This is a genomic window from Lysobacter gummosus, assembly GCF_001442805.1.
In the GTDB taxonomy this organism is placed as follows: domain Bacteria; phylum Pseudomonadota; class Gammaproteobacteria; order Xanthomonadales; family Xanthomonadaceae; genus Lysobacter; species Lysobacter gummosus.
In genome coordinates this window covers 5,968,104-5,987,035 of record NZ_CP011131.1, presented here as the reverse complement: position 1 = coordinate 5,987,035, position 18,932 = coordinate 5,968,104, and the positions used below count along the sequence as shown (strand labels likewise).

Genomic DNA, 18,932 nt, shown 5'->3' with positions numbered 1-18,932 from the left:
CATGACCACGACTCCCAAGACCCGGGACGGCGCGCGCGGCAAGCGCTCGCGCAATCTCAAACTGGTGCTGATGGCGGTGGCGGCGCCGGCCGTGCTGAGCGGCTGCGACGACGACCCCAGCGGCAAGATCCTGACTTCGCGCGAAGAATGCGCGGTGCAGACCGAGATCTCGCGCGAGGAATGCGACAAGGCCTATTACCAGGCCCTGGTCGAGCACGAAAAGCTCGCGCCGCGCTTCGAAAGCGAGCAGGAGTGCAACCAGCAGTTCGGCGCCTGCCAACCGGTGCCGGCGCAGTACGCCAACGGCAGCCAGCACAGCTTCATACCGCCGATGACCGGCTTCCTGGTCGGCTACGCGCTGTCGCAGGCGATGAGCGGCGGCCGCAGCTACTACCACATCGGCGGCGTTTCGCCGCTGTACCGCGATTACCGCAGCGGCGGCTATCTGCGCCCGGACGGAAAGCAGATCAGCACCTCCAGCGGCACGGTCTACGGCAAGTCCGCCGGCAACACCGCGCTGCCGGCGCGCGCGGTCACCGTTTCGCGCTCGGGCTTCGGCTCCAGCGCCGCGGCGCGCGGCGGTTTCGGCGGCAGCAACAGCAGCGGCTCAAGCCGCGGCGGCGGCGGTTGGGGCGGTTGATCGCGCCCGCCGCGCATCGCCTCGTTCTCTCGCGGGCCGCAATCGCTGCGGCCCTCATCATCGGAATCGCATGAAACGCATCGCCGCGAACGAACGCCCCGACTGGCGCGACCAAGCCCAGTCGCTGGGTTTCCATTTCCACACCATCGACGGCGCGCCGTACTGGGACGAGCGCGCCTACTACGCCTTCGGCCTGCGCCAGATCGAAGACGACATCGAGCAGCCGACCCAGGAGCTGCACGACATGTCGATGGCGCTGGTCGATGAAGTGGTCGGTTCGGAAGAACTGCTGACCCGGCTGGCGATTCCCGCCACGCATTGGGACTGGATCGCCGATTCCTGGCGCCGCGGCGAGCCGCATCTGTACGGGCGAATGGACCTGGCCTACGACGGCGTCGGCCCGGCGAAGTTGTACGAGCTCAACTACGACACCCCGACCTCGCTGTACGAAGCGGCATATTTCCAGTGGTTGTGGCTGGAGCAGAACATCCAGCGCGGCGTGCTGCCGCAGGGCAGCGACCAGTACAACCGCATCCAGGAACTGCTGATCGAAACCTTCGGCGCCCTGGCGCTGGACAAGCGCATCGCCACGCCGGTGCATTTCGCCGCGGTCGAGGACTCGGTCGAGGACCAGGGCACGGTGCGTTATCTGCGCGACTGCGCCGAACAGGCCGGCGTCAACACGCTGGAGCTGAGCATCGAAGGCATCGGCATGAGCGCCGAGGGCTGGTTCACCGACGGCGAAGACCGGGTGATCCGCACGCTGTTCAAGCTGTATCCGCTGGAATGGATGTTCGTGGAGGAATACGGCGCCAAGCTCGCCGCCTCGCAAGTGCAGCTGATCGAACCGGCGTGGAAGGCGATCCTGAGCAACAAGGGCGTGCTGCCGTTGCTGTGGGAACGCCATCGCGGCCATCGCAACCTGCTCGAAGCGTATTTCGACGAACAAACGCTGGCCGAGCTGAGCGCGGGCTGGGTGCGCAAGCCGCTGTTCTCGCGCGAAGGCGCCAATATCGAACTGGTCGATGCCGATGGGCAGCGCCTGAGCAGCGACGGTCCCTACGCCGGCGGCCCGACCATTCGCCAGGCCCTGCATCCGTTGCCGCGTTTCGACGGCGCCGACGGCGCCGCCAACTATCCGCTGATCGGCAGTTGGGTGGTCGCCGACAACGCCGCCGGCATGGGCATCCGCGAAGACGCGGGCCTGATCACCCAGGACACCTCGCGCTTCGTGCCGCACGCGATCGTCGGAGACTGATCGCGTAAGCATCAGGACGCGGCGGCCGCGCTTTGCCGTTTCCCTCTAAAAAAGGGAGTGAGGGGATTCGCTTTTAGCCGCGCTCGCGCAAATCCCCCGCGCCGCCGCCGCAAGGCCATCGCGTCCCAGGCAAGGCGTTCGGCCTCTTTTCAAAGGCGGCGCCCATCGCTTCCGCACCTTCTGCCGCGCCGCTGTGATGCGAACCCCGGCCACCGTACGCGGTACGCGCTCGCCTCAGTCCAGCGCCTGATAAGTCATCGTCGAGAACACCGACTGGATGTCGGTGTGGTTCGGCAACAGCTGCAGCATCAACACCAGCACCAGACCCGACTCCGGATCCACGCGGTACATCGTGCCGTAGGCGCCGCTCCAGCCGAACGCGCCCTCGCCGTCGAGGCCGTGGGCGCCGAAGCGTTCGGTGACCTCGAAGCCGTAACCGAAGCCGAGCCCGCTTTGCGGGTACAACGCACCGGACTGGTTGCTGCGCATCAGCCGCACGCTGCGCGGCGAAAGGATGCGCACGCCATCGAGGGCGCCGCCGCGACGGATCATTTCCAGGAACCGCGCGTAATCGCGCGCGGTCGACAGCAGGCCGGCGCCGCCGGCGAAATTGCGCCGCGGGCCTTCGATGTAATGGCCTTGCCCGCGGCTGCCCTCGGGCGCGCGTTCGATCCGCCCGTCCTTGCCGCTGCCGTACACCGCCGCCAGCCGCTCGCGTTGCGCCGGCGGCAGGAAGAACACCGTGTCCTTCATCCCCAGCGGGCCGGTGATGCGGCTGCGGATGAACGCGTCCAGCGGCATTCCGGCGGCGCGTTCGACCACGCAACCGAGAATGTCCGTGTTGTAGCCGTAGACCCAGGCTTCGCCCGGTTGCGCGGCGAACGGCAGCGTGGCCAGCCGTTCCATCGTCGTGCAGACCGGCTCGTCCTTGTCGGCGGTGTACCAGCCGAAACCGGCGGCCGGCCCCAGGCCCTGTTCGCGGTAGGCGGCCTTGATCGCGTCATCGGTGCCGTAGGAAATGCCGGCGGTGTGGGTCAGCAGATCGTGCAGGGTGATCGGGCGCCTGGCCGCGATCGGCGCGCCGCCCGCGCCTTGCGCGGACGCGACCGTGGTCTTGGCGAATGCCGGAATCGTGCGGCTTACCGGCTCGGTCAGAGTCAGCTTGCCTTCCTCGGCGAGGATCAGGATCGCCGCGCTGGTGATCGCCTTGGTTTGCGAGGCGATCCGGAACACGGTGTCGGCGCTCATGCGCCGCCCGGCTTCCTTGTCGCTCCAGCCCAGCGCGCGCTCGTACACCGGCTGGCCGTTGCGCAGCACCAGCGCGACCGCGCCGGCGATGCGGTCTTCCTCGACATAGCGTTGCAGCGCCGTGTCCAGGCGCGCCAAGCGCTCGGGCGCGATGCGTGGGGATGCATCGGCATGCGCCTGGCGCGGCGACGCTTCGCGCGCGAACGCGATGGGCGCGGCGAGAACCGCGGTCAGTGCGATAACGGCGGACAGAATCTTCATGGGCACGACCGTGGTCAAGGGGCGGACCGCGTCGAGAGTAAAGCCTGACGGACCCGGCCGCCAGGACGATGTGCGCGCATCGTCGCTCGCGATTCGACGAAGGCGCCGCACGACCGAATCGCGGCTTCGCGCGTACTGCGAAGTACGGCGCGAAACCGCACGCTTGCGCATGCATCGGGCAGAACAGCTTCGATACACAAACAAGCTGCATCCGCTTGAACCGGTCGCCGAATTGCGGAGTCGCCGCACATTTTCGCGTCGGAATTTCGTTCGTGGGCGGATGCGGGCGCTTGCGATATCGGTCGAGGATGCATGCGGCGTCGCCAAGCGCGTCGCTATTCATGGCCGGTCCGTTCGGCATTCGACTAATTTCAAAAGATACTTTTTCGAAGGGGAAGTCATCCATGTCATTGCATTCCAATCTGCCCAAGCGCGCCCTGCTCGCGGTCGCTCTGACCGCGACGTTCGCCGCGTCCGCCGCCGACAACGGCAAGACGCTGGCGATGAATCAGGCGATGAGCCAGGCGCGCGGCCAGATCGCCAATCACTTGAACGCCGTGCAAGGCGTCAGCGAAGACAGCTTCGAGGCGCGCGATGCCGTGGTCGATGCCGACGGCACCGAGCACGTGCGTTTCGAGCGAAAATTCCGTGGCCTGCGCATGATCGGCGGCGACGTGGTCACGCAGTCGCGGCGCGGCCAGCTGCGTTCGGCGTTGTTGACGCTGCGCAGCAAGCAGCGTCCGTCGCTGACCCCGCGCATCGGCAAGGACGAGGCCGTGGTCGAGGCCGGCGCGCGTTTCGGCGACCGCGTCGAGCAGGTACGCGGCAGCGACCTGGTGGTCTACGCGCGCGGCGCCAAGCCGGTGCTGGCCTATGAAGTAACGCTGCAGGGCGAGGCCGGCGACAACCACTCGGGCCTGATGTCGTATTACATCGACGCCGCCAGCGGCAAAGTGCTCGACGTGCAGGATCTGATCCAGACCGCCGCCGCGACCGGCGTCGGAAAATCGCTCTACTACGGCGATCTGAGCATCTCCACCGACAAGAAGGGCGAGACCAAGTACGACCTGATCGACACCACCCGCGGCGGCGGCAGCGTCTACGACGCCAAGGGCGGGGTCGTGTCGGGTTTCTTGGACATTTTCTCGACGACTGGCAGCGCCACCTTGATGAGCGATACCGACAACGTCTGGGGTGACCACACGACCGGCGATCGCGCGACCGTCGCGGCGGACATCCATTACGGCGTCGGCGTGACCTGGGACTATTTCAAGAACGTGCACGGCCGCAGCGGACTGGCCGGCGACGGCAAGGGCGTGAAGAGCTACGCGCACACCAATTTCAAGACCAAGAGCGGCGCGATCACCGGCGCGAATGCCGCCTACGTGGCGCTGGTCAAGTCGATGTTCTACGGCGACGGCGATGCTGCGCGCGGCTACAGTCCGGTCGTCGGCCTCGACGTGGCCGGCCACGAAATGGCCCACGGCGTGACCGCGGCCACCGCCAAGCTGGCCTACTCGGGCGACGCCGGCGGCCTCAACGAAGCGACCTCGGACATCTTCGGCACCCTGGTCGAGTTCTACGCCAACAACGCCAACGATCCGGCCGACTACCGCATCGGCGAGAAGATGCGCAGCGACGGCGGCGCTTTCCGCGAGATGTACAATCAGGCCGCCGATACCCACTCGTTCAATTGCTACATCCCCGGCGGCTTCGATACGTCCTTGTCCGATGGGATTCATAATCCGCACTACACCTCGGGCGTGGGCAATCGGTTTTTCTATTTGGCGGCAGAGGGGGCTGTCGCTCCGGCCGGTACAGGCCTGACGCCGGCGCAGTTGGTCTGCAACGGCGATACCGGCGTGACCGGCATCGGCCGCGATAAGGTCGGCAAGATCTGGTATCGCGCGTTGACCACCAAGTTCACCAGCAGCACGACCTATCCGCAGGCCCGCGCGGCGACGCTGGCGGCGGCGGCCGAGCTGTACGGCGCCGGTTCCGCCGAGCAGGCGGCGGTGGCGCGCGCCTGGAGCGCGGCCAAGGTCGACTGACCGCCAGATCGGCAACGGTTTTAAGCGAACGGCCCGCTAAGCGGGCCGTTCGTGTTTGCGCGGCGCAGCAGCGTTGCGTGCCGATCCTGGCCGCGCGCGCATTCCTGCAACGCGCTCGCACTTGCGCACCATCGCGGGTGTATCCCGCCGGCGCCTGTGCGATCCTGCGCGCCAGGCGGCGCCGCGCGCCGACGCCGCATTTGTCACGGAAGGAACCGGCCATGGCCGACGCCGATCTTTTACCCACCGACGGCTTCCTCAGCCACGCCAGCGACTTCGACGCGCACAGCCACGGCAAGGCGCTGGCCGGCCACGCCTGCCGTTTCGACCTGGGTGCGTACCGCGACGAACTGTACCGGCGCCACGGCGTGGACTTTCCGCCGCAGCTGGCGCGCGCGGTGAACAAGCGCCGCGGCGAATACCTCGCCGGCCGGGTCTGCGCGCAGCGCGTGCTGCAGCGGCTGGGCATGGCGCCCGCTCAGATCGCGATCGGCGCGGCGCGCGAGCCGTTGTGGCCGGCCGGCGCGATGGCCTCGATCTCGCATGCCGGCGACCGCGCCGTCTGCGTCGCCACGCTGGACATTGACGTGATCGGGCTGGGCATCGACATCGAGCGCGGCATCGGCCCGGAACTGGCCGCGGAGATCCGCGGCGTGGTCGTCGATGCCGACGAAGAGGCGCTGATCCGCGCCGGCTTCGACGATTTCCCGTTCGGCCTGGCGGCGGTGTTCTCCGCCAAGGAAAGCCTGTACAAGGCGCTGTTCGACCAGGTCCGCAGCTTCTTCGGCTTCGAGGCCATGCGCCTGACCCGGGTCGATCCGCAGCGCCTGGAGTTCGCCGCGGCGCAGACCCTGGCGCCGGGCGTGCGCGCCGGCCAGGGCTTCGCCGTCGATTACCGCCGCGAAGACGACAACGGCGTGCGCAGCATCGCCTGCGTGCTGCGGCCGCCGGCCTGAGCGCCGCGCGGGCGGGGGTTTGTACGACAATAGGCCGATCATGCGCTGCCTGTTGATCGACAACCACGACTCCTTCACCTGGAACCTCGCCGACCAGATCGGCCGGGCGTTCGGCGATGCGCCGTGCGTGGTGCGCAACGACGACTACGGCTGGGACGAGCTGCAAGCCGACGCGCGTTACGACTGCATCGTGATCTCGCCCGGCCCGGGCAGCGTGACCCGCGACGCGGATTTCCATGTCTCGCGCCAGGCCATCGAGCGCTCGGCGCTGCCCTTGCTGGGCGTGTGCCTGGGTTTCCAGGGCATCGCCCACGCCTACGGCGGCCGCATCGCCCACGCGCCCGAGCCGGTGCACGGCCGCAGCGCCGCGGTCGTGCACGACGGCAGCGACCTGTTCGCCGGACTGCCCTCGCCGCTGCAGGTGGTGCGCTATCACTCGCTGATCGCCGCCGCGCCCTTGCCGGCGCCCTTGCTCGCCACCGCGCACAGCGCCGACGGCCTGATCATGGCGCTGCGCCATCGCCAGCGGCCGCAATGGGGCGTGCAGTTCCATCCCGAGTCGATCCTGACCGAACACGGCATCGACCTGATCGCGAATTTCCGCGATCAGGCCCGGCGCCATCACGGCCGCGCCTTCGTCAGCATGAGCGCGCCCGCGCCGCCGCCCGCGCCGGTGGCACCGCCGCCGCCGCGCCTGCGCGTGCTGCAGCGGCCGCTGGCCGGCGCGATCGATCCCGAAGCGGTGTTCAGCGGCGTGTACGCGCAGGCGCGCAACAGCTTCTGGCTCGACAGCCAGATCGCCGAGGACGCCGCCGCCTGTTCGTTCATGGGCGCGGTCGAGGACGACGAACTGCATCGCTATCGCATCGCCGACGACGATGAGGCGATGTCGGCGGGGCAGGCGTTGCTGGCGTTGCTCGAAGGCGAGTTGGAAGGCGACCGGGTCATCGGGGGCGAGACGCTGCCGTTCGATTTCAGGGGCGGGTTCGTCGGTTATTTTGGCTACGAGATGAAAGCGCTGTTCGACGGCGACCGCGGCGCCGGCACGAGTCTGCCCGACGCGGTGTGGATGCGGGTGCGGCGCTTCGTCGCCTTCGATCACGCCGCGCGCCGCGCCTGGGCGGTCGCCATCGCCGAGGACGGACAGGAAGACGCGGCACGGCAATGGCTCGACGCGACCTGCGCGCGGATCGAGTCGATGCATCCCGCGCCGGCGCCGTCCGCCAGCTCCGCCGCGCCGCTGCGCAGCCTGGACGTCGAAATGGATCTGGGCCGCGAGGACTATCTGGCCGCCATCGACGCCTGCCGCCGCGCCATCGTCGATGGCGAGTCCTATCAGGTCTGCCTGACCAATCATTTCCGTTTCCGCGCCGCGCTCGATCCGCTGGCCTTGTACCGGCAGATGCGGCGCGGCAACGCGGCGCCGTTCGGCGCCTACCTGCGCTGCGGCGACAGCCACGTGCTGAGCACCTCGCCGGAACGCTTCCTGCGCGTGAACCGCGACGGCCGCATCCAGACCAAGCCGATCAAGGGCACGATCCGCCGCTCCAAGGACCCGCAGCGCGACGCGCAGTACGCGCAGCGCCTGGCTAATTCGGACAAGGATCGCGCCGAGAATCTGATGATCGTCGATCTGATGCGCAACGACCTCAACCGCGTCGCCGTGCCCGCGACCGTCGAGGTGCCCAAGCTGCGCGAGATCGAGAGCTACCGCACCGTGCACCAGCTGGTCAGCACGGTCGAAGCGCAACTGCGGCCCGACCGCAGTCTGATCGACCTGCTGCGCGCGACCTTCCCCGGCGGTTCGATCAGCGGCGCGCCCAAGCAGCGCACCATGCAGATCATCGATCGCCTGGAACGCAGCGCGCGCGGCGTGTACTGCGGATCGATCGGCTACCTGGGCTACAACCGCGTCGCCGACCTCAACATCGGCATCCGCACCTTGTCCTACGACGGCGACACGGTCGCCTTCGGCGCCGGCGGCGCGATCACCTGGCTGTCGGACGCGCAGGACGAATTCCAGGAAGTGCTGCTGAAGGCCGAAGCGGTGTTGCGGCCGCTGTGGCGCCATCTGGCCGCGAACGAAGGCTTCGCCTATCGGGTGGAAGGCGATCGCCTGCATGTGCACGCGGCGCAGCCTGATACTTAAGATTCGTCTCTCTCCCTCTCCGGCAAGCGGGAGAGGGCTGGGGTGAGGGGATGAGCGCCGCAGGCGCGAATGCTCTTTCGTTGATTTCGCGACTGCTCGTGCCCTCACCCGCGTCTTCGGCGTCAAGTGGCTTTAGTTAGCGGCTCTGAGTCGAGATGAAAAAAGCGCAGTGGACTCGCCGCGCCGCCGGCGCTTGCAAGCGCGGCGATCGCAAGCAGAACCGCATGCCCGGCAACGATGGATTCCCGCCGCGAGCGGCACCGGCCAGCGCCCGCGCATATCGGCGATCGATGCGGAGGCCGTTGCCGGCTCTTCTGCTCGAACCAAGCGCAGTGTTCAGTCGTGCTCGCCCGCACCATCGCGCCGCGTCGTCGCCAGCCGCAAAAACGTCTGATGCTGATACCGGCTCATGCGCAATTGCTGGCCGTTGTCCATCGTGACCACGTGGTAGCCGTTGAACCAGGGATGGATCGTCTTGACCCGGCGCACGTTGACGATCGCCGAGCGATGGATGCGGGCGAAATGGCGCGGGTCCAGCCGCTGCGCCAGCGAAGCCATGGTGTCGCGCAGTTCGTGCACGCGATCGGCCAGATGGATCTGCACGGTATTGCCGCTGGCCTTGATCCAGACGATGTCGTCCACGTCGAGGAAAATCACGTGTTCGTCCACGCGCACCGGCAATCGGTCCAGGTAGTCCTCGCGTTGGCGCAGCGCCTCCAGCGCCTGCGCGATCCGCGCATCGCCGCCGCCGGCCGCCAGCCGCGTCTTTGCCCGTTGCAGCGTGGCGGCGAAGCGCTCGCGGCTGAACGGCTTGACCAGATAATCCACGGCGTTGGCTTCGAACGCGCGCACCGCGTATTGCTCGTAGGCGGTGACGAAGACCGTCGCCGGCATGCGCGCCGCGCCGATGGTGGCGACCACGTCCATGCCGGTCATCGCCGGCATCTGGATGTCCAGGAACACCAGATCGGGCGAGTGTTCGCGGATCGCCGCCACCGCCGACACGCCGTCGCCGCATTCGCCCAGCAGTTCGATCTGCGGGTCTTCGCGCAGCCGCCGCACCACCGCGTGGCGTGCGATCGGCTCATCGTCCACCACCAGCGCGGTGATGCTCATGCCGGCAGGTGCTCGGGCATGTCGTCGTCGTCCTCCAGCTCGCGCAACGGCAGGCGGATGCGGCAGACCACGCCCTCGGGCCAGATCATGTCCAGGCGCAACTCGGCGGCTTCGCCGTAGAGTTCGCGCAGCCGCAGGCGCGTATTCGACAGGCCGATGCCGTGGCCGGCGGGCGCGCTGTCGCTGTCCAGGCGGCTGTTGCGATTACGCACCTCGATGCACAGGCTGTCGCCGTCGCGCCGGCTTTCGATCTCGATGCGGTCGGCGCCGACACGCTGGCCGATGCCGTGGCGGATCGCATTCTCGACGATGGGTTGCAGCAGCAGGCTCGGCACCGCGCAATCCAGCGTATCGGGCGCGACATACACCTGCGTGGTCAGCCGGTCCTTGAAGCGGTTGCGCTGGATGCCCAGGTACAGGTCCAGCAGATCCAGCTCGCGGCGCAGGCTGATTTCCTGCCCGTCGTAGTCTTCCAGGAACGCGCGCAGCAGTTCGCTCAACCGCAGCAGCATGTCCTCGGCCGAGCGCTTGTCTTCGTCGAGCAAGGTCACGATGGCGTGCAGGGTGTTGAACAGGAAATGCGGCTGCAGCTGGGTCTTGAGCGCCTGCAGCCGCGACTGCGCCAGTTCGGTGGCCAGCCGGCTCGCCTCGAGCATGCGCTGCGCGCGCTCGGCGCGCAGGCGCAGGGAATTCTGCAGCAACAGCAGCGTCCAATACGTCAGCAATCCGATGGCGACGTGGCGGCCGATGAACTGCAGCATCTGGTCGGCGAACGAGCCGGGCTCGAACAGGCTCGACACCGCCGCGCCGATGACCACCGCCGCCAGGGTCACGCCCATGCTCGCCAGCACATGCGTGAGCAGCGCGCGCAGACGCCCGGGCGACTGGATCGGATAACGCGCGGCGAGCCGGAACACCAGCGGCGCCAGCGCCGCCCAGGTGTACCACTGGATCATCGACCAGCGCAGGTAGTCGAACGGCGACCACACTTCGGCGAAGAATGCGTCGTGGACGAAGCCCTGCATCGCGAACACCGCCACCACCGCCGACCACAGGCCGAGGTAGCGGAACAGGCCGATCTGCGTGTCGCCCAGCTGGATCTTCATCTGGCCCTGCTCGAACAAAGTCCCCAGCATCCTAAGCGCGGCCTGGGGCGGCGCAAAGCTTCTTCGCCGGTCACTACGATTGGTGGCGCCGCAACGACGATTCGTCCCAGATCCCTGGCTCGCGCGCTTGCGCGTCGGCTGTGATGGGCGCGCAGACCGGGCCCGACGCGCTCCGGTCGCCCCTCTTCCAGCCGGAGACCTTGCCATGCGCCCGTCGCTCGCCGCCGTTCTCGCCCTTGCCCTGCTCGCCGCCGCCGCCCACAGCGAGGCGGCGCCGCGCACGCATTATTTCGAACTGATCAATCGCGCCCACGATCGCCTGACCTCGGTCGCGGTGGCCGCCGCCGGCAGCGAGGCGTTCGCGGAAAAGCCGCTGGGCGCCGCGCTCGACGGCGGCGGCGATTCGGCCACGCTGCAGATCGCCGGCGACGAGTGCCGCTACGATTTCCGTTTCGTGTTCGCCAACGAGCGCGCGGTGATCTACCCGGCCATCGATGTTTGCCGCTATCGCAGTCTGCGCATCCAGCCCTTGCCGGCGCAGGAGCGGGCGCGGTCGGCGAAGACGGAGTAGGGGCCTAACTCGCGTCGGCAACAGTCGACGGCGCGGCGCGAATCCCGTCGATCCACGGCAACGCCAGAAATCCGCGATGCCCGGAAAAACACACGCGACCGGCGTCGGCGTAATCGCCGCTGATGTCTATCGTCGCATCGGGCGACGGCCATCCGCGCAGCGTCGCCACGTTGGCGCAGCGGCGGCTCTTGCCCTTCTTCGACACCAGCGTCGCGCAGCCCAGATGGCGGGTGCGCACTACATCAACGCAAACTGCCTGCGCGGCCTCGCGGTCGAAGCGGACGTTGACGACCTGGATGAGGTTGATCCCGGTGTGGCCCAGCCACAGCGCGAGCGGAAGTCCGAACCAGACCGCGAGCGTCGTCATCATCGACCGCGACAGCAGCGGGACCAGGCCGAACGCCATGATCCAGACCAGCATGGGAATCTGCAGAAGCACGATTTCGACGCGGGTGCCCAGCGCGGAAAATCCCCACACGCCGCCTTGCACCCCGGCCAGATCGCGCCCCAGCACGGCGCTGCCGATGGCGGTCAACACCAGCACGGTCAGCAGCGGAATCGCGATCCAGTACAGCGGGTCGCGTCCCTTCTTCGTAAACAATTCCCTGTAGCGCCTGCGCAGCCGGTCTTTGAGCCGGCGCGATCGCGCGATGTGTTTAGCCGTCACCAATAGCCCTGCGCAGGAAAATCGACGGATCTGTCGTCGGCGGATTATCGCATCGAGCGTTCAGGAAGCCGCGGCGGCATTTCGAACGCGGGCCGGCGTGATGGCCGCGGGCTCCGCGGCGTTCGACTATGGCCTTCGGAAACCCGCCCCGCGCCCGCCGGATAAACGCACGCCGCCATAAGAAACAAGACCTTGCCGGAATTTATTCCCGGCTTATACCCGCGACCGCGCTGGAATCCCGGTCGCCGCGCGGCCTACTCTGGAGCCTCGCCTCTACTTCCGGATCGCTCATGTCCCTGTCTCGCGCATTCGTTGCTTACGCCATCGCCATAGGTGTCCTGCTCGCATCGCCCCTGACCGTTCAGGCCCATGAGGTCGTTCCGCCGGATTGGTGCGTCAAGGAGAAGGAAACGCCGATCATCGTCGCCAAGTTCGATTTCGACGGTAAGGAACTGCGCGAGGTGATGGCCAAATGCGGAATCGTGGAGAAAGACGATCAGTGGCACACCGCTACCGAAACCATGCTCGCGTACTGCGCTGTCGTCGCGCCGTTGAAGGGCGCGCTGCCGTTCATGACCGGGCCGGACAGCTACCAGTCCAAGGAACATCACAGCCGCTACAAGCTCGACGAAGGCGTCAGCGGTGCCTGCGCGGTGTGCCCGCCGAAGCCGGATTGAGGCGGGCTCAGACCAGCGCGTCGCGGCGGGTGTAGGCGAGCACCGCATCCACGCGCGATTGCAGGAGCGCGCGCGTCTCCGCTGGCAGCTCCTCGCCCCGGCCCAGGACGAAATAGGCCGAGCGCAGGACGTCGCGCCAGCGCGGATTGCGCGGCAGCTTGGACAGGCTGAGGTAGCGCTCCAGCGCACGCGCGCGCAGCCGGCCGTCGTCGATGTTGACCCGCCAGATGCGGCTCTTCTCCGCGAACTCCAGGCGGCCGGTGCCGGTGGCGCGTTCCCAGGCGTCGACCGAGGCCAGCATGAGTTCGACCAGGGTGCGGCGGAACGCGTCGCGCATCGAGGATTCGCCGCTGTCGTCGCCGGCCTCGTGGACGTGGCCGGCGGCGAGGTCGGTGTCGGCGAAAGTATTCACGGGGCCATCGACGACGGCGTCGGCGCTGGCGATAACCGGCGCCGCGACCTGTTCGCGATCGAGCGGTCCGAGCAGCACCAGGCCGTCGCCGCCCGACCACGGTTCGAGTTTCGCGATCAGCGGCGCGCCTTCGCGGGCGGGGATCTCCAGCCGCTGCGCCGCGCTGTCTTCCATGCGCTCCAGCGCCGACGACAAGGCGGCGCGGCCGGCCTCGCCGACGAACGTCGACACCGGTTGCCCGACCAACGCCTCGTTGTCCGAATAACCGAGCCAGAGCCGGCCGGCCCTATTTATCGCCAGCAACTGGCCGTCGGCGTCGAGCAGGCACAGCGCGTCGTCGCGGCTGTCGAGCAGGGCCTGCAGCAGGCTGCGGTCTTCGGCCAGCGCATCGGCTTCGCGACGATAACGCGCCAGCTCTTCCTCATAGCGGACCCGCCGCGCTTGCTCGCGCAAGCCTTCGCGCTGGCGCCGCCGCTGCTGCAGCAGCCAGAAGCCCAGCATCGCCGCCACCGCCACCGCGATCGCGAACCACAGCAGCAGCGTGCGTTGGCGGAACTCGGCGCGGCGCAGACGGTTCTCGCTTTCCAGCGCGGCGATGGTGCGCTGCTGTTCGGCCGATTCGAAGCGTACCCGCAGCCAGTCCAGCTGGCGGTCGTGCTGCGCGTCGGCCAGGGCGATCGCCTTCGCGTGCGCGTCGCGCAAGGTGGCGTTGGCCGCGACCGCATCGCCGGCGCGCTCCTGCGCGGTCGCCAACTGTTCCAGCAACGACACCCGCATGGGATCGCCTGCGGGCACCGACGCCAGCGCTTCGCGCAGACGCGTCGCCGCGGCGGCGGTGCGGCCGGACAGCTGCGCGGTGCGGGCGATCTGCAATTGCAGCGCGGGCGGCAGCGGCAGTTTCCAGGTGTCGGCCAGGGCCAGAGCGCCGGCGGTCCAGCGCTGGGCCTGGGCGATATCGCCCTGCGCCAGCGCCACCCGGGTCAGGCCGTCGTGGACCCGCAACTCATACACCCGGTTGCCGCCGGTGCGGTACGCGGCCAGCGCTTCCTGCAGCCAGGCCGAGGCCTGACGCGCGTCGCCGGTGTCGAGTGCGACCTCGGCCATCGTTTCCAGCACGTGCGCCGCTTCGATCGGCTCGCCCTTGCCGCGATAGAAGGCCAGCGCGTCGTGGTAGTAACGCATCGCGGTGTCGGTCTGTCTGAGTTCGCGATACACGTCGGCGATGTTGTTCAGCACCGCGCCGGAGACTTGGCCCGTGCCGCGCTGGATGTCGAGGCTGGCGGTCAGGCTGCGCAGGGCGCCGCGGAAATCGCCGAGCCGACGCAGCGCCGCGCCGAGATTGCTCAGATCGCGCGCGGTGGCGGCGCGATCGCCCAGCGCGGTGGACAGCGTCACCGCGCATTCGAAGCGCGACAACGCCTGCGGAATCCATTCGCGGCGGAAATCCAGGATGCCGCGCCGCCGCACCAGTTCGTAGCGCAGCCGCGCGTCGCCGTCCTCGCCGATGACGGCGTCGGCGCAATCGAGCGAACGCTCGGCCTCTTCCAGATGCCCGGCTTCCAGCTGCGCCTTCGCCCGCGCGAACAGCGCGTTGGGCGCCTCGTCGCCGGCGTCGATCTTCGCCCGTTGCAGACACAGCACCGGTTGCGGCAGGCCGCGCGCCGGCGTGGACGCGGCGCAGCCGCCGGTTTCTCCGTGCGCCGAGGATATCCCGCCTGCCGCCAGCACGGCCCACAGCGCCCAGGCGGCGACATGTCGCTGCCTGGCGGCGTCGCGGCGAAGAGGCGAAGCAAAACAGAACCAACGCATCAGACCATCCTTATCCGACCCATGCACAAGTTGAACGGCGGCGTGGTCGCGCGGACGTTGTCGTGCGCGCTTGCTTCGGGTGTTCGCCGCTTGCGGCCGTGCGACCGCATCGCGCCATGGCGTGGCGCCTCGCGTGGTTGCCGGCGGCGAAACCGCGGGCGGTGTCCGACCGCCGCGATCGCGGTCGCCAAAGGCGCGCAGCTGCGCTCGTGTCCGCCAAGCAAAAAGCCTCGTTCGTTCGGTCGCATGGGCGAGCTTAGCAGTCCCGGCCGCGCAACCAACAGCGGCCTGATGTGATGAAAGTGCTGGACGCCGTACCGGAATAACGCCGGTGAACGCTCAGGCCTCGCGCGTATCCGGGGGCGCCGGCGGATGCAGATGGATCGCCAGCCATAGCGCGCCCTGCGAAACGCGCCGCACCGTATGCGGCGTGCCGGCGGGCAGGAACAGATAGCCGCCGGCGCGCAGTTCGACGCTTTCGCCGGCGACTTCGATCGTCGCTGCGCCTTGCAGCAGCGCGACCCATTCGTCCTGCGGCTGCACGTATTCGGTCGGCACCGCCGCGGAGGAACTGATGATGCGTTCCACGACCAGGTTCTTGTGGCTGAGCAGGGCTTCGAAGCGCTCGCCCTCGGCGGGCGCGTCCGCGTCGATGAACAGGTTTCCGGTCTGCATGTGAACGCCGATCTGCGGAGGATGAACTCTTGTATCGGATCGGGACCCGCTGCGTCAGCTTAGTCGGTCGCAAGACTCAACAACGACGGCGCGCCGGCGGGATCGCGCAACCGCAGGCAGGCATAGGCGATGCCCGACAGCCCGACCATCAATCCCAGCGGCCGTTCCTGTGCCGAGCGTCCCCCGCAGCGCCACTGCGGATGAGTGCGTCCGGCCCAGGCCGCGCCGAGCGCGCGGCAGTGCGCGATGGCGTCGCTGCCGCCTTGCGTCGGCGACGACTCCAGCCCGTGCTGCAGCAGCAAATCGAGATTGCCGGCCTGCCCATGGCACAGGCAATCGCCGCCGCTCAGTCCGTGCGCGCGGGTGCCGGCGACGCAACCCGACAGGTCGCGATCCCAGTCGCCATCGCGCAGCACCGAAGGCAGCAGCAGGCGCGCCAGACCGACACCCGGCGCGCCGTGGCACCACGAATGGATGTCTTCGCGCGGTTCCTCGCCGGCGGCCGGATCGAGATCGGCGAACTGGTCGTACCAGCGCCGGCCGCGGCGTTCGAACGAGGCGCGCTCGTAGCGCAGCGCGCGCCGGGCGAGTCGCAACGCGGCGCCGTCGTCGTTGAGTTGCGCATGGCGCGCCAGTGCGGCGGCGATACCGGCGGTGCCGTGGGCGAAGCCGGTGAGGCCGCGTTCGGGCGAGGCCGGGCACAGCCACCAGGCTTCGTCGGCGTCGCCTTGCGCATGGGCGGCCAGATGCGCGGCGCAGGCCATCGCCGCGGCGCGCGTATCGGCATCGGGGCGGTGACGCTGCAACTGCGTCAGCGCCAGCAGGCAACCGGCGGCGCCGCTGATCAAATCGAGGTCGCGATCTTGTTCGATGCGTTCGGCGATATGCGGCAACCACGCGCCGGCTTCGTCGAGCAACTCCGGGCGCCGCCAACGCAAGCCCAGCACCAGCAGCGCGTAGATCCATCCGCTCAGGCCCGACCACGGCCCGATCGCCGCCAGCGCGCGAGGGTCTTCGCGCAGCTGCCGCCGGCATGCGGCCAACGCGGCCTCGGCGGCGCGGGTGAAACGCGCCTGTCCGGTCTGCACGCCCAGTTCGGCCAGCATCAGCATCGTGCCGGGCACGCCTTCGTACAGCGTCAGCCCCATCGGTGCGATGGAAGGCTCGGGGCGATTGCGGTATTCGGGTTGGAACCAGGCGATCTCGCCGCGACCGCGAAACGCCAGTCGCAGCACTTCATCGCCGAGTGCGACGGCGGTGTCTAGCAGGACGCGGCGGTTCGCACGGTCGGCATCGTCATCGATACGCGCGCCGGCATCTGCGCGAGACGATACGAGCGGCGCCGTCGCGGCATCGGCGACGATCGCCGGCCACGGCCGGATGCTTTCAAGCGATTGCGCCAAGGCATAGCGCTGCCGGTGCAGATCTCGCGCCGACAGCAGGCGCACGCGCCGCCGCACTTCATCGCGGCCGCTGCGCCCGAACACCGCCTCGATGCGATGGCCGTCGCTGTCGTGCACGCCGGTGCCGTCGATGGCGATGTTGAAGCGCGGCACGTCGCCGCGCAGCAACGCGGCGCGTTCGGCGGCCTGGGTGCGGGCCAGGAACGGCCAGTCGCGGCTGCCGACCTCCAGACGCTCCAGCACCTGTTCGCGCTCGGCGGCCGAGCGCAGGTACTGCGGATGCGACAAGGCGTCGAGCAGCCGCGCATAGATGTGAGTGGAGCGCAGCAGGGCGCGGGTGTCCAGGCCGGCGAAGGTTGTCAGCGGGCCGGCGCTGTCGCGCAGCGCCGGTTTCATCCGCAACAGGCCGCGATAGGTTTCTTCGAAGCCGTCGAGCACCGCCTGCGTGTGTTCGTGCGACGCGACGCGGCGGCCGTCGCGATGCCGCGGCAGGTTGGCGCCGGCCTGGGTGGTCGCGTCGGTCGGCGCCAGGCGCAGTTCATCGCTGCCGGCGCCGGTTGCGCGGCGCGTGCGATAGCGTTGCTCGGCCCAGGCCAGCGCGCTGGTGTCGTGCGCGTCGGGATCGTTGCGATCCGACGGCAGCAATCCGGAAAACAACACCGACGGCGCGTACGGCCCGCTCGCGCGCGGCTGGCCGCCGCGATTCATCCACGGCTGGAACACGGTTTCCAGGTCGATCACCACCGGGTATTCCCCGCCGGCGATCAGATTCTCCAGATGCAGATCGGTGCAGCCCAGCACATAGGCGATGGCGACCAGACCGCCATAGCGGCGGTAGTAACGCGAGGCGGCGCCGTCGTCGGCGAGCGGCGAATGCGCGATCCACTCCGCGTAGCCGTGACTGCCGCGATCCATGCTCAGGGCGGCGCGCTGATCCGGCGTTACGCCATGTGCGCGCAGATCGGCCAGGAAGCGCGCATAGGCTGCGTCCATCGCCAGCGAACGCGGCTTGTACAGCGCGCGGCCGCGTTCGAACTGCAACTGGATCACGCTGCCGCCGTGATCGTGACGATCGCCGAGTCCGCTGGCGAAGCCGCGCAGACGGCCGGGATCATCGCCGGCGGCGAACAACGGCGCCAGCAGCGCACGCTCATCGAGGTAACGCCGCAGGAAGGCAGTCAGAACCTTTTCGGTCTGCGTCGCATGCAGGACGATGTCCTCGCCCAGCAACGGATAGCGCTGATCCAGCGCCTGCCGACCGGCGGCGCTGTCGATCCAGTCCAGGAATTCGTCGTGGCGCTGCCGCGGCGTCGCGCCGGACAAGGCGCGCTGATGGCGGGCGATGGCCAGTTCCAGCAGCAGGCTGCGGCTGCTCCAGGCCAGGGCCGGCGCGGCGAAGGCGGCGTCGATGCATGGCCGCAGGCGTTCGAAGTCCAACGCATCGCGATGCTGCCGCGCGCTGTCGCGCCATTGCGCCAGGCAACGCGCGCGCGATGGCGCCAGCAGCGGCTCGGCCCAGCGCAGCAAGGGCCGCAGCGCCGGGTCGATGCCGTCGTCTGGGCCGGGAAAGATCGCGCTGTCGCCCAAGGCGGGATACCGGGCGGGCTGCGCCTGACAGCGCAGCCCGCCGGAAGAACGATCAGCCGCCCTGACAGTTGTGGCAGCTGGTGTACACGCAGGACAGGCTGAGCAGATTGCTGGACTTGTCCACCAGCTTATCGTCGCGCAGATCGGGCGAGCCGACGCTTTCGATCAGCAGGCGGGCGAGTACGTCCTGTGAGATTTCCGCATTCATGGGCATGAAACTCTCCAGTTGCATTATGTGATGGAACCCCGGCGGCGATGGCCGACGGCGGTTCCCGTGGCGTTGTGTGGACGGTGTGCGATGCAGCCGTTGCGCGCATCCGTCCGTATGCGCGAACAAGTGGAAGTC

15 protein-coding genes are annotated in these 18,932 nt (G+C 68.6%); 7 read left to right on the top strand and 8 right to left on the bottom strand.

Translation table 11 applies throughout. From position 1 onward, the window contains the following. Position 1 precedes the first annotated feature (1 nt). Positions 2-640: a DUF1190 domain-containing protein gene (locus LG3211_RS24280; protein WP_057945716.1), complete on the top strand. Its 639-nt coding sequence runs from the start codon at positions 2-4 to the stop codon at positions 638-640. Positions 641-710: 70 nt separating this feature from the next. Next, on the top strand, positions 711-1,898 hold the full coding sequence (locus tag LG3211_RS24275) for a glutathionylspermidine synthase family protein (protein ID WP_057945101.1): 1,188 nt from the start codon (positions 711-713) through the stop codon (positions 1,896-1,898). A 234-nt stretch (positions 1,899-2,132) separates the two neighbouring features. Here the strand turns inward: LG3211_RS24275 and LG3211_RS24270 are convergent, their stop codons facing one another. Next, positions 2,133-3,407, bottom strand: a complete 1,275-nt coding sequence (locus LG3211_RS24270) for a serine hydrolase domain-containing protein (protein WP_083512959.1) — start codon at positions 3,405-3,407, stop codon at positions 2,133-2,135. Between the two features lie 404 nt (positions 3,408-3,811). Here LG3211_RS24270 and LG3211_RS24265 point away from each other — a divergent pair, with 404 nt between their 5' ends. From LG3211_RS24265 to pabB, 3 genes are all read left to right on the top strand, one after another. Further along, entirely contained in the window at positions 3,812-5,458 is a 1,647-nt protein-coding gene (locus LG3211_RS24265) for a M4 family metallopeptidase (RefSeq protein ID WP_057945099.1), read from the top strand. A gap of 221 nt (positions 5,459-5,679) precedes the next feature. Further along, positions 5,680-6,414, top strand: a complete 735-nt coding sequence (locus tag LG3211_RS24260) for a 4'-phosphopantetheinyl transferase family protein (protein ID WP_148649147.1) — start codon at positions 5,680-5,682, stop codon at positions 6,412-6,414. Positions 6,415-6,454: 40 nt separating this feature from the next. Further along, positions 6,455-8,563, top strand: coding sequence for an aminodeoxychorismate synthase component I (pabB, locus tag LG3211_RS24255; RefSeq protein ID WP_057945097.1), 2,109 nt, complete (start codon positions 6,455-6,457; stop codon positions 8,561-8,563). Positions 8,564-8,899: 336 nt separating this feature from the next. Here pabB and LG3211_RS24250 read toward each other — a convergent pair whose 3' ends face one another. Both LG3211_RS24250 and LG3211_RS24245 read right to left on the bottom strand, forming a co-directional pair. Further along, complete coding sequence (locus LG3211_RS24250) at positions 8,900-9,679, bottom strand: LytR/AlgR family response regulator transcription factor (protein WP_057945096.1); 780 nt, start codon at positions 9,677-9,679, stop codon at positions 8,900-8,902. Next, the gene (locus tag LG3211_RS24245) at positions 9,676-10,785 is read right to left on the bottom strand and encodes a sensor histidine kinase (protein ID WP_057945715.1); all 1,110 of its coding nucleotides are present in this window, start codon (positions 10,783-10,785) and stop codon (positions 9,676-9,678) included. The genes LG3211_RS24250 and LG3211_RS24245 overlap by 4 nt, the downstream gene beginning before the upstream one ends. A 205-nt stretch (positions 10,786-10,990) precedes the next feature. Between LG3211_RS24245 and LG3211_RS24240 the strand changes: the two genes are divergently transcribed. Beyond that, positions 10,991-11,356 carry a hypothetical protein gene (locus LG3211_RS24240; RefSeq protein WP_057945095.1) on the top strand — a complete coding sequence of 122 codons (366 nt, stop codon included), beginning with the start codon at positions 10,991-10,993 and terminating at the stop codon, positions 11,354-11,356. Between the two features lie 4 nt (positions 11,357-11,360). Here LG3211_RS24240 and LG3211_RS24235 read toward each other — a convergent pair whose 3' ends face one another. Then, a complete protein-coding gene (locus LG3211_RS24235) occupies positions 11,361-11,957 on the bottom strand; it encodes a hypothetical protein (RefSeq protein WP_057945094.1) in 597 nt (198 codons plus the stop codon). A gap of 356 nt (positions 11,958-12,313) precedes the next feature. Here LG3211_RS24235 and LG3211_RS24230 point away from each other — a divergent pair, with 356 nt between their 5' ends. Further along, positions 12,314-12,700: a hypothetical protein gene (locus LG3211_RS24230; RefSeq protein ID WP_057945093.1), complete on the top strand. Its 387-nt coding sequence runs from the start codon at positions 12,314-12,316 to the stop codon at positions 12,698-12,700. A gap of 7 nt (positions 12,701-12,707) precedes the next feature. Here LG3211_RS24230 and LG3211_RS24225 read toward each other — a convergent pair whose 3' ends face one another. The 4 genes from LG3211_RS24225 to LG3211_RS26635 all read right to left on the bottom strand — a co-directional run bounded on the left by LG3211_RS24225 (position 12,708) and on the right by LG3211_RS26635 (position 18,800). Next, positions 12,708-14,921 (bottom strand): tetratricopeptide repeat protein, encoded by a 2,214-nt coding sequence (locus LG3211_RS24225; RefSeq protein ID WP_057945092.1) that lies wholly within the window; start codon positions 14,919-14,921, stop codon positions 12,708-12,710. A 339-nt stretch (positions 14,922-15,260) separates the two neighbouring features. Beyond that, positions 15,261-15,596 (bottom strand): cupin domain-containing protein, encoded by a 336-nt coding sequence (locus tag LG3211_RS24220; RefSeq protein ID WP_057945091.1) that lies wholly within the window; start codon positions 15,594-15,596, stop codon positions 15,261-15,263. A 59-nt stretch (positions 15,597-15,655) separates the two neighbouring features. Beyond that, positions 15,656-18,586, bottom strand: a complete 2,931-nt coding sequence (locus LG3211_RS24215) for a type 2 lanthipeptide synthetase LanM family protein (protein ID WP_057945090.1) — start codon at positions 18,584-18,586, stop codon at positions 15,656-15,658. 52 nt (positions 18,587-18,638) lie between these two features. Continuing rightward, on the bottom strand, positions 18,639-18,800 hold the full coding sequence (locus LG3211_RS26635) for a hypothetical protein (protein ID WP_187313101.1): 162 nt from the start codon (positions 18,798-18,800) through the stop codon (positions 18,639-18,641). Between the last annotated feature and the right edge of the window lie 132 nt (positions 18,801-18,932).

Bases quoted from the DNA above. Each gene is read 5' to 3' on its own strand.
- LG3211_RS24280 (WP_057945716.1), top strand. From the start codon at position 2: ATGACCACGACTCCCAAGACCCGGGACGGCGCGCGCGGCAAGCGCTCG.
- LG3211_RS24275 (WP_057945101.1), top strand. From the start codon at position 711: ATGAAACGCATCGCCGCGAACGAACGCCCCGACTGGCGCGACCAAGCC.
- LG3211_RS24270 (WP_083512959.1), bottom strand. From the start codon at position 3,407: ATGAAGATTCTGTCCGCCGTTATCGCACTGACCGCGGTTCTCGCCGCG.
- LG3211_RS24265 (WP_057945099.1), top strand. From the start codon at position 3,812: ATGTCATTGCATTCCAATCTGCCCAAGCGCGCCCTGCTCGCGGTCGCT.
- LG3211_RS24260 (WP_148649147.1), top strand. From the start codon at position 5,680: ATGGCCGACGCCGATCTTTTACCCACCGACGGCTTCCTCAGCCACGCC.
- pabB (WP_057945097.1), top strand. From the start codon at position 6,455: ATGCGCTGCCTGTTGATCGACAACCACGACTCCTTCACCTGGAACCTC.
- LG3211_RS24250 (WP_057945096.1), bottom strand. From the start codon at position 9,679: ATGAGCATCACCGCGCTGGTGGTGGACGATGAGCCGATCGCACGCCAC.
- LG3211_RS24245 (WP_057945715.1), bottom strand. From the start codon at position 10,785: ATGAAGATCCAGCTGGGCGACACGCAGATCGGCCTGTTCCGCTACCTC.
- LG3211_RS24240 (WP_057945095.1), top strand. From the start codon at position 10,991: ATGCGCCCGTCGCTCGCCGCCGTTCTCGCCCTTGCCCTGCTCGCCGCC.
- LG3211_RS24230 (WP_057945093.1), top strand. From the start codon at position 12,314: ATGTCCCTGTCTCGCGCATTCGTTGCTTACGCCATCGCCATAGGTGTC.
- LG3211_RS24225 (WP_057945092.1), bottom strand. From the start codon at position 14,921: ATGCGTTGGTTCTGTTTTGCTTCGCCTCTTCGCCGCGACGCCGCCAGG.
- LG3211_RS24220 (WP_057945091.1), bottom strand. From the start codon at position 15,596: ATGCAGACCGGAAACCTGTTCATCGACGCGGACGCGCCCGCCGAGGGC.
- LG3211_RS26635 (WP_187313101.1), bottom strand. From the start codon at position 18,800: ATGCCCATGAATGCGGAAATCTCACAGGACGTACTCGCCCGCCTGCTG.